The sequence below is a fragment of the Lactobacillus fornicalis genome, assembly GCF_055362665.1.
On record NZ_JBLTIM010000066.1, the window covers coordinates 1 to 388 of the forward strand.

At 26.0% G+C, this 388-nt stretch carries 1 pseudogene; it reads left to right on the forward strand.

The annotated features are described in order from the left end of the window. Window positions 1-98 precede the first annotated feature (98 nt). Window positions 99-388, forward strand: a pseudogene (locus ACNDLV_RS08060) (hypothetical protein); the annotation flags it as partial.

Genomic DNA, 388 nt, shown 5'->3' on the forward strand with positions numbered 1-388 from the left:
ACTTCAATGATGTTTATTTACAAAGATAAAGACAACACTTTAGAAATTAATGCTTGTATTTTCAAAATGAAGATTGATGATAGAAGACCCCTGAAAGTATGGCTAAACGGAAAATTACTTACAAAGAATTAGCTAATACTGTTAATAAATTTCATCATCTAACTTCTTTTTATCATCGATTCATAGTTATAAATGATGAATTTTTATACAGGCATTACGATGATGAAGACATAAAAATTACGATTGATTCCAACTGGAATATGAATGCCTGTGATTTATATATTTTAGAAGCTTTAGCTAAAAGTAATTTTGAATTTTATAACTTTTACGATTCAAATTGCTGGCCTAAACCTGAGTTATTTGAATTCTTTAAAGATATTGAATTTAA